The 9,098-nt window shown below is 49.0% G+C and carries 7 protein-coding genes; 3 read left to right on the forward strand and 4 right to left on the reverse strand.

Annotation, left to right across the window (positions count from 1 at the left end):
• Positions 1 to 299 precede the first annotated feature (299 nt).
• From focA to pflA, 3 genes are all read left to right on the forward strand, one after another.
• Positions 300 to 1,157: a formate transporter FocA gene (focA, locus tag OGY19_RS16525; protein WP_003831909.1), complete on the forward strand. Its 858-nt coding sequence runs from the start codon at positions 300 to 302 to the stop codon at positions 1,155 to 1,157.
• A 59-nt stretch (positions 1,158 to 1,216) separates the two neighbouring features.
• Positions 1,217 to 3,499: a formate C-acetyltransferase gene (gene pflB / locus OGY19_RS16530; RefSeq protein WP_061067614.1), complete on the forward strand. Its 2,283-nt coding sequence runs from the start codon at positions 1,217 to 1,219 to the stop codon at positions 3,497 to 3,499.
• A gap of 310 nt (positions 3,500 to 3,809) precedes the next feature.
• Positions 3,810 to 4,550, forward strand: a complete 741-nt coding sequence (gene pflA / locus OGY19_RS16535; RefSeq protein WP_003035751.1) for a pyruvate formate lyase 1-activating protein — start codon at positions 3,810 to 3,812, stop codon at positions 4,548 to 4,550.
• Positions 4,551 to 4,593: 43 nt separating this feature from the next.
• Here pflA and OGY19_RS16540 read toward each other — a convergent pair whose 3' ends face one another.
• The 4 genes from OGY19_RS16540 to OGY19_RS16555 form a co-directional block, all read right to left on the reverse strand.
• Positions 4,594 to 6,015 (reverse strand): amino acid permease, encoded by a 1,422-nt coding sequence (locus OGY19_RS16540; RefSeq protein WP_005123567.1) that lies wholly within the window; start codon positions 6,013 to 6,015, stop codon positions 4,594 to 4,596.
• Positions 6,016 to 6,231: 216 nt separating this feature from the next.
• A complete protein-coding gene (locus tag OGY19_RS16545; protein WP_005123568.1) occupies positions 6,232 to 7,380 on the reverse strand; it encodes an MFS transporter in 1,149 nt (382 codons plus the stop codon).
• 331 nt (positions 7,381 to 7,711) lie between these two features.
• Positions 7,712 to 8,575 (reverse strand): dimethyl sulfoxide reductase anchor subunit family protein, encoded by an 864-nt coding sequence (locus tag OGY19_RS16550; protein WP_286596834.1) that lies wholly within the window; start codon positions 8,573 to 8,575, stop codon positions 7,712 to 7,714.
• Between the two features lies 1 nt (position 8,576).
• Positions 8,577 to 9,098: DMSO/selenate family reductase complex B subunit (locus OGY19_RS16555; protein ID WP_286596686.1), on the reverse strand; the 522-nt coding region annotated here is incomplete at its 5' end.

Consider the following 9,098-nt stretch of genomic DNA (forward strand, 5'->3'; position numbering starts at 1 on the left):
AAAAACAAGGTTAAATATTAGTAGTTGATATTAAAATTTTTGGTTTATTAATATCGCTATTTATCTCAATTACTCCATTTTAATTAACCGTCCGACTGGAGGCATAAAGAAAAATTTCAACTCACTTTATAATTTTTAAAATTTATTTTTAAATGGATAATCAACAAGTTACACCGTAATTGCATAAAAACCATGCGTCTTACGGGCCTATAAGCCAGGCGAGATATGATCTATATCAAATTCTCATCTATAATGCTTTGTTAGTATCTCGTCGCCGACTTAATAAAGAGAGAGTTAGTGTGAAAGCTGACAACCCTTTTGATCTTATACTTCCTGCTGCTATGGCCAAAGTTGCCGAAGAAGCAGGCGTCTATAAAGCAACGAAACATCCGCTTAAGACGTTCTATCTGGCAATTACTGCCGGTGTGTTCATTTCAATTGCCTTTGTTTTCTATATCACTGCCACAACCGGTACCGGCACAATGCCTTTCGGCATGGCAAAGCTGGTGGGTGGTATCTGCTTTTCCCTGGGGCTGATCCTTTGCGTTGTCTGCGGCGCTGACCTCTTCACTTCAACCGTACTGATTGTCGTCGCTAAAGCTAGTGGTCGTATTACCTGGGGTCAGTTAGCGAAGAACTGGCTTAACGTTTATGTCGGTAACCTGATTGGTGCGCTGATTTTTGTGTTACTCATGTGGCTTTCTGGCGAGTATATGACCGCCAACGGCGCGTGGGGACTCAACGTCCTGCAAACTGCCGACCACAAAGTGCACCATACTTTTGTTGAAGCTGTAAGCCTTGGTATTCTGGCTAACCTAATGGTGTGCCTGGCGGTATGGATGAGCTACTCTGGCCGCAGCCTGATGGACAAAGCGTTTATCATGGTATTACCGGTCGCAATGTTTGTTGCCAGCGGTTTTGAGCACAGTATCGCAAACATGTTTATGATCCCTATGGGTATCGTAATACGCGATTTCGCCACCCCGGAATTCTGGACCGCTGTCGGTTCTTCTCCGGAGAATTTTTCTCACCTGACCGTGATGAATTTCATCACCGATAACCTGATTCCGGTTACGATCGGTAACATTATCGGCGGCGGTTTGTTGGTCGGGTTGACATACTGGGTCATTTACCTGCGTGGTAACGATCATCATTAATCTGTTGATGCTCATTACACGCAGTAAATAAAAAATCCACTTAAGAAGGTAGGTGTTACATGTCCGAGCTTAATGAAAAGTTAGCCACAGCCTGGGAAGGTTTTACCAAAGGTGATTGGCAGAATGAAGTAAACGTCCGTGACTTCATTCAGAAAAACTACACTCCGTATGAGGGTGACGAGTCCTTCCTGGCTGGCGCAACTGAAGCGACCACTGCACTGTGGGACAGCGTAATGGAAGGCGTTAAACAGGAAAACCGCACTCACGCGCCTGTTGACTTTGACACCTCCGTTGCTTCTACCATCACTTCTCACGACGCTGGCTACATCAACAAAGCGCTTGAGAAAATTGTTGGTCTGCAAACTGAAGCTCCGCTGAAACGTGCGATTATCCCGTTTGGCGGTATCAAAATGGTTGAAGGTTCCTGCAAAGCGTACAATCGCGAACTGGACCCGATGCTGAAAAAAATCTTCACCGAATACCGTAAAACCCACAACCAGGGTGTATTCGATGTTTATACCAAAGACATTCTGAACTGCCGTAAATCCGGTGTTCTGACTGGTCTGCCAGATGCGTATGGCCGTGGCCGTATCATCGGTGACTACCGTCGCGTTGCGCTGTACGGTATCGACTACCTGATGAAAGACAAATACGCTCAGTTCGTCTCTCTGCAGTCCGATCTGGAAAATGGCGTAAACCTGGAAGCAACTATCCGTCTGCGTGAAGAAATCGCTGAACAGCACCGCGCTCTGGGTCAGATCAAAGAAATGGCTGCTAAATATGGCTGCGATATCTCTGGTCCGGCTACCAACGCTCAAGAAGCTATCCAGTGGACTTACTTCGGCTACCTGGCCGCGGTTAAATCTCAGAACGGTGCAGCAATGTCCTTCGGTCGCGTATCCACCTTCCTGGATGCTTACATCGAACGTGACCTGAAAGCAGGCAAAATCACCGAGCAAGACGCTCAGGAAATGATTGACCACCTGGTCATGAAACTGCGTATGGTTCGCTTCCTGCGTACTCCTGAATATGATGAACTGTTCTCCGGTGACCCGATTTGGGCAACTGAATCAATCGGCGGTATGGGCGTTGATGGCCGTACTCTGGTTACCAAAAACAGCTTCCGCTTCCTGAACACCCTGTACACCATGGGTCCTTCTCCGGAGCCGAACATCACCGTTCTGTGGTCTGAAAAACTGCCTCTGAACTTCAAGAAATTCGCCGCTAAAGTGTCCATCGACACCTCTTCTCTGCAATACGAGAACGATGACCTGATGCGTCCGGACTTCAACAACGACGACTACGCTATCGCTTGCTGCGTAAGCCCGATGGTTGTTGGTAAACAAATGCAGTTCTTCGGTGCGCGTGCAAACCTGGCGAAAACCATGCTGTACGCAATCAACGGTGGCGTTGATGAAAAACTGAAAATGCAGGTTGGTCCTAAATCTGAACCGATCAAAGGCGACGTTCTGAACTTCGACGAAGTTATGGACCGCATGGATCACTTCATGGACTGGCTGGCTAAACAGTACGTCACCGCACTGAACGTTATCCACTACATGCACGACAAGTACAGCTACGAAGCCTCTCTGATGGCGCTGCACGACCGTGACGTTATCCGCACCATGGCGTGTGGTATCGCTGGTCTGTCCGTTGCTGCTGACTCCCTGTCTGCAATCAAATATGCGAAAGTTAAACCGATTCGTGACGAAGACGGTCTGGCTATCGACTTCGAAATCGAAGGCGAATACCCGCAGTTTGGTAACAACGACCCGCGCGTTGATGACATGGCGGTTGACCTGGTAGAACGTTTCATGAAGAAAATTCAGAAACTGACTACTTATCGTAACGCTATCCCGACTCAGTCTGTTCTGACCATCACCTCTAACGTGGTTTATGGTAAGAAAACCGGTAACACCCCAGACGGTCGTCGCGCTGGCGCACCGTTCGGCCCAGGTGCTAACCCAATGCACGGTCGTGACCAGAAAGGTGCCGTTGCCTCTCTGACTTCTGTTGCTAAACTGCCGTTTGCTTACGCTAAAGATGGTATCTCTTACACCTTCTCTATCGTTCCGAACGCACTGGGTAAAGACGACGAAGTTCGTAAGACCAACCTGGCTGGTCTGATGGATGGTTACTTCCACCATGAAGCGTCCATCGAAGGTGGTCAGCACCTGAACGTGAACGTCATGAACCGTGAAATGCTGCTGGACGCGATGGAACATCCGGAAAAATATCCGCAGCTGACCATCCGTGTTTCTGGCTACGCAGTACGTTTTAACTCCCTGACTAAAGAACAGCAGCAGGACGTTATTACTCGTACCTTCACTCAGACCATGTAATTGGTTTTGACTGAAATCGTACTTTAAAAAGCGTACAATAAAGGCTCCACGTAAGTGGGGCCTTTTTAATAGCCTGCTTTGTCAGCTATCTATACTTATATACTCGATGGATTTCGAGTTGCATTGAGGCAGCAACGGAGTGAATCCCCTGGAACGTACAGAAGTACGTGACTGGGGTGAGCGAAGGAAGCTAACAAAGATGCAGCTTGAAAGACGAAAAGTATGGATAACAGCCAAAACAGACTCGACACAGTTAATAACTGTGCACTAACACTGGCCCCGGATGGGCCACACCTGGAGAAACACCGCAATGTCAGTTATTGGTCGCATTCACTCCTTTGAATCCTGTGGCACTGTAGATGGCCCGGGCATCCGTTTTATTACCTTCTTCCAGGGCTGCCTGATGCGCTGCCTGTACTGCCACAACCGTGACACATGGGATACGCACGGCGGTAAAGAAGTCACCGTCGATGAATTAATGAAAGAAGTCGTGACCTATCGTCACTTTATGAACGCATCCGGTGGTGGCGTAACGGCATCCGGCGGAGAGGCCATTCTCCAGGCTGAATTCGTCCGTGATTGGTTCCGTGCCTGTAAAAAAGAAGGGATTCATACCTGTCTTGATACTAACGGTTTTGTTCGCCGTTACGATCCAGTGATTGATGAACTGCTGGAAGTCACCGACCTGGTGATGCTCGATCTGAAACAGATGAACGACGAGATCCACCAGAACCTGGTCGGCGTATCTAACCATCGTACGCTGGAGTTCGCTCGTTACCTGTCTAACAAAGACATCAAAGTGTGGATCCGCTACGTTGTCGTGCCTGGCTGGTCCGATGACGATGATTCAGCACACCGTTTGGGCGAGTTTACCCGTGATATGGGCAATGTCGAAAAAATTGAACTGCTGCCATACCACGAACTTGGCAAACACAAATGGGTGGCAATGGGTGAAGAGTACAAACTCGACGGCGTGAAGCCGCCGAAAAAAGAGACCATGGAGCGCGTGAAAGGTATCCTTGAGCAGTATGGTCACAAAGTGATGTACTAAGCTTTGTGGTGGGTAACGAGCCTGTTACCCACCACATTTCCCCTTAACGCCCTCTTCTTGCCAGCAGCGGGAAAATCAATCCCAGCCCAACCAGCACAAACGGCGTCACAATGTTCAACGTGAGCTGGAATGTCCACTCTGGAGTAAAGGCTTCCATTTTCGGAAAGATCCCCGTGAGGCAAGCAAACGCAGTAAACGCAAAACACCAAATTCCCACCGTCATCGCCAGAGAGCGGTTACGAATGAAGACATATTCCGGTTTATATTTCTGCGCCAAACGAATAACGGCAATAAATGCCACAAACACCCACAGATAGCGCAGAGGCATCACCACTGAATTCAAATTCAGTAGCCATTTATACAAATTGTTCATGTCTCCGATACCCAGCGTTGGCAACATAATCAAAATGGCCACCAGCACCAGTGTCAGAATATAGCCATTCACCGGTGTACCAGAGGCATTGGTTTTACACAGGCTTTCAGGGATATATTTGCGATCAGCATCGCCCAGTAAAACTTTAAGCGGAGCATCAATAGAAAACACCAAAGCCGCAATTTGACCTAACGTGTTGGCAACTGCATAAATAACCATCAATGTGTTACCCATGCCGTAATACTCCCCGAGTTTCTGGAAAGCGTAATACTGGCCATTAGTCATTAAGTCATCAGGAATATGCTGAGAGTCAAACATCATCCCCATTGCCAGAGAACCCAGGATCGCGCACACCGCCACCATAACCGCCAGAACTAACATCCCTTTCGGGAACTCTTTGCCAGGGTTACGCGTCTGGTTAACGTATGGAGAGATTTTCTCCGCGCCACCGACCGCAAAGACCAGCATCGAGATCGTTGTGATATAGGTAAAATCGATGTGCGGGATAAAAGATTCCCAGGTGATATTGGTTGTGGCGATTTGCACATCAGTAATCGCCGGGGCGGTGACGGCCATTACGACATACAGAATGGACATCACAAACATCGCGATCCCCGCAACCGATCCAACGATTTTAAGCGATTTCATGCCACGGGATGCAACCCACATGAAAAAGACAAACAGCGCTAACGTCAGCCCCTGCAACGCCACCACGGTATACTCTTTAATCAGCGAACCATCGCCTTTCAGAGCCCATCCCAGCGCAATCAGAATAGCCTGTGGCTTTTGCGCCAGATAAGGGATATGCACCACCCAATAGGTCCACGCTGCGAGATAAGCCAGTCCCGGTCCCATTGTGTGTTTAATCCATGTACTAACCCCACCCTTACCGTCTTTAAACGTGGAGCCAAGTTGTCCGACAATCAGTGCATAAGGGATAAAATAGAGGGCGAAAATAAATATCCATGAAGAAACAACCACCAATCCCTGATTAGCATAGTTGTTTACAACGTTGCCGAATCCCCATACGGTAATAAAAGACATCAATGCGATGTTGTACCACCGCAATTGTTTTTCCTGCACACTTGCCATTGGCGATCCTTCGTAGACGCTATTTTTGATAATCAATAAATGAAGCGAGGGATTATGCGCGGTAAAATGGCCAAGCGGAAATGGCAGAATGTAAAACTATAATCTTCTGCACATTTTATTTTCAGGAAAGAATAGCGATGATTAAATAAAACAGGCTCCCATAAAGTATACATAAACAACATGTATGGGAACCTGTTTTTATCCTGTTAAATCAAATCAGATATGCGCCACAGAATTCGGTGTATGCCCTGTCTTACGCAGCAGCATCAGTAAATAAATAAACGATACGCTGGCAATCATGATAAACAGTAAACTGTCAGAATAATTTTGCATCAGCATGGCGGTAAATGACGGCCCAAGCAGGCTACCCACGGTATAGCTTAATAACAATGCCTGGTTCATAGCGACCAACTGATGATGTTCTACTTTCTCGCAGGCCCAGGCCATCGCAACCGGATAAAGGGTGAAACCTGCCGCGCCCAGCATAAACAATGCAGGTGCCATTGCCGCCTGATTCAGCATAGCGATACTCCCGACGATCACCACAAAGACCTGAACGCGCAAAACCAGCAAGCGACCTAACTTATCGGCCAGACGACCAATTGGCCATTGTCCCAGAATACCTGCACTGACCAGTACCGCCATCCAGAAACCAATGCTGGCATTGCTGACACCCTGATGGTTGAGGTACAGCGGCATCAGGCCATACAGCGACCCCAGCACAATCCCGGAAATAATGCAGCCATTCACGCCCAGACGCGCCTGGCGAAGCTTCAGCATAGAGACAATGGGGGTTGACTGTTGTTCATCACCCTGCTGATTCACAATGCGGGTAAAGAGCAACGGTAATACTCCGGCAAGGATAGTGCCGGTCACCCACGGCAGAACATTCATTAATTCTGTCGAGACTTTACTGACCAATAATTGTCCTAAAAACGTCCCTACGTAATAGACCATCATATAGGCGGCAAGTAAGCGTCCACGGTTACGCGACGTCCCGCTGCACATCAACGCACTTTCCACCACCACCCAGATCATGGCACAACCGATACCCGCAATAAAACGCCAGGTCATCCAGCTCCAAAAACCTACCATGACGCCCAGTCCGACACAGCCCGCAGCAAAAATAAGCGAGGCTATGTAATAGCTGCGGTTAAAACCGAGGTGTTTAATTAAGTACCCGGTCAGTAACGTCCCAACCAGATTTCCGGTGAAATAGGACGAACTGACCACTCCTACCTGCCAGGTTGGCAGATTTTCATGGGCGAGCCAAAGCGGGACGAGCGTGTTTAACACGGCGATCGCCAGGGTCAACAGAAGCAGCCCGCACAGCAATAGCATAACGGGACGGGTATAGGTGGACATGAATAAAAACCGTGAGGAAGTTCAAATTTCATGCGCATCATGCCACTGCAAAAAACATTGTCAATCGGCGCAATCAGGGGCCTGAGGCGCTTTCAGGGGGATCGATTCGTATTACTGATTCTTAATGCGGATTGATAAAAAATGGGAAATTACATCTATTTGTTTTAATTGATCTAAAACAAAATTGCCCCGCTACGTTCAGTCGAAAAAATTCATGGATAATAGGCATCTTTTATTTGTGGGATGACCATATTAACGCCTTATCCGACCTACACGTTCAGTACTGTAATGTGTAGGCCGGACAAGCGCGATGCCATTCGGCATTTTCAGGTTAGCTGGCGACCGCCATGCCGACCGTCATATGCAGACCATAGAACACGCCGCGGCCAATCAGCTCACCGACTAACAGCAGAATAAACGCGACGGAAAGCAGCGGTATTGTCGGCTGGTAACCTTTCACCTGCGGAACAATCCAGCAGCACAACGCTAAAGCCAGTGCCACAATCCGCCATGCCATCAGCGAACCGTAATCGGGCACCAGCGCAGATGCCTGCTGAATTGAGCTGTGGATTGTCGCCAGCTCGGCGCCCTGCATCACGGACATGATGCCGCTCACAACCAGCGCAAGCACTGAAATAGCAGGCAGCAGTCGCATCGCCCAGCCGTCAATTCCGGCAACGCGTAATAGCAGATATCCCAGCAGCGGACCTCCCATAAACAGCGTCAGGAAGAACCCAATCGGCGTCCAGACACTATACCAGGTAGGCACCGTATCAATAGTGTTATATACGCGCACCATCATCCAGACAAAAACTACGCCCAGCACCATGGTGAGAACTAACCACAGATTGCGTAATGCTGGTGACATTTTTTTCAACACCGCCAGTAACCAGCCAATACCACCAACGGCAAAGAAGATCGAGCCGCTGGCGATTTCGTTACTTAGCGCGGAAGAACCGACACGGTTGAGGGAGTTAAACGCCCGCATCGGTGAGCCCAGATGAAGCATGGAAGCAATAAAACCGATGCCCATCAATACCCACAGGCCAAACATGCAGGCAATCACACGCTGTTGTGAATCAGGGCGTAAGTCCCCTTTCATCAGCGCCAGAGCCAGAACGATAAAGCCACCCACAACACACTGCCCGAAAACAGTGAAGATCATCAGCGGCCATTCATGCCATCCACTTCCCATCTTACACCTCCTTCGGATTAGCCAGATAACCCGTGGTATCCCCGGTCGGGCGGCTATTGGCATTTGGTTTGATGACGATGCTCGGTTTGGTAAAGTGCGCACCAGGGAGCGGCGCTACCGCGGCCAGGGTGCCGTGTTTTTTACGCAGTTCCTCTATCGGGCCGAAGTCCAGCGCACGCAGCGGGCAGGATTCGACACAGATGGGTTTCTTACCCTCAGCAACGCGTTCATGACAGCCATCGCACTTGGTCATGTGTCCTTTGGCGGCATTGTATTGCGGCGCGCCATACGGGCAGGCCATGTGGCAATAGCGACAGCCAATGCACACATCTTCATCCACGACCACAAAACCATCTTCACGTTTGTGCATCGCGCCGCTTGGACACACCTTGGTACAGGCCGGGTCTTCACAGTGGTTGCACGCAATGGAGAGGTAGTAGGCGAAAACGTTCTGGTGCCAGACACCGTTATCTTCCTGCCAGTCACCGCCGGCGTATTCGTAAATACGGCGGAAACTGACGTC

This window comes from Citrobacter sp. Cy070 (assembly GCF_030332245.1).
GTDB classification, from domain to species: Bacteria; Pseudomonadota; Gammaproteobacteria; order Enterobacterales; family Enterobacteriaceae; genus Citrobacter; species Citrobacter youngae.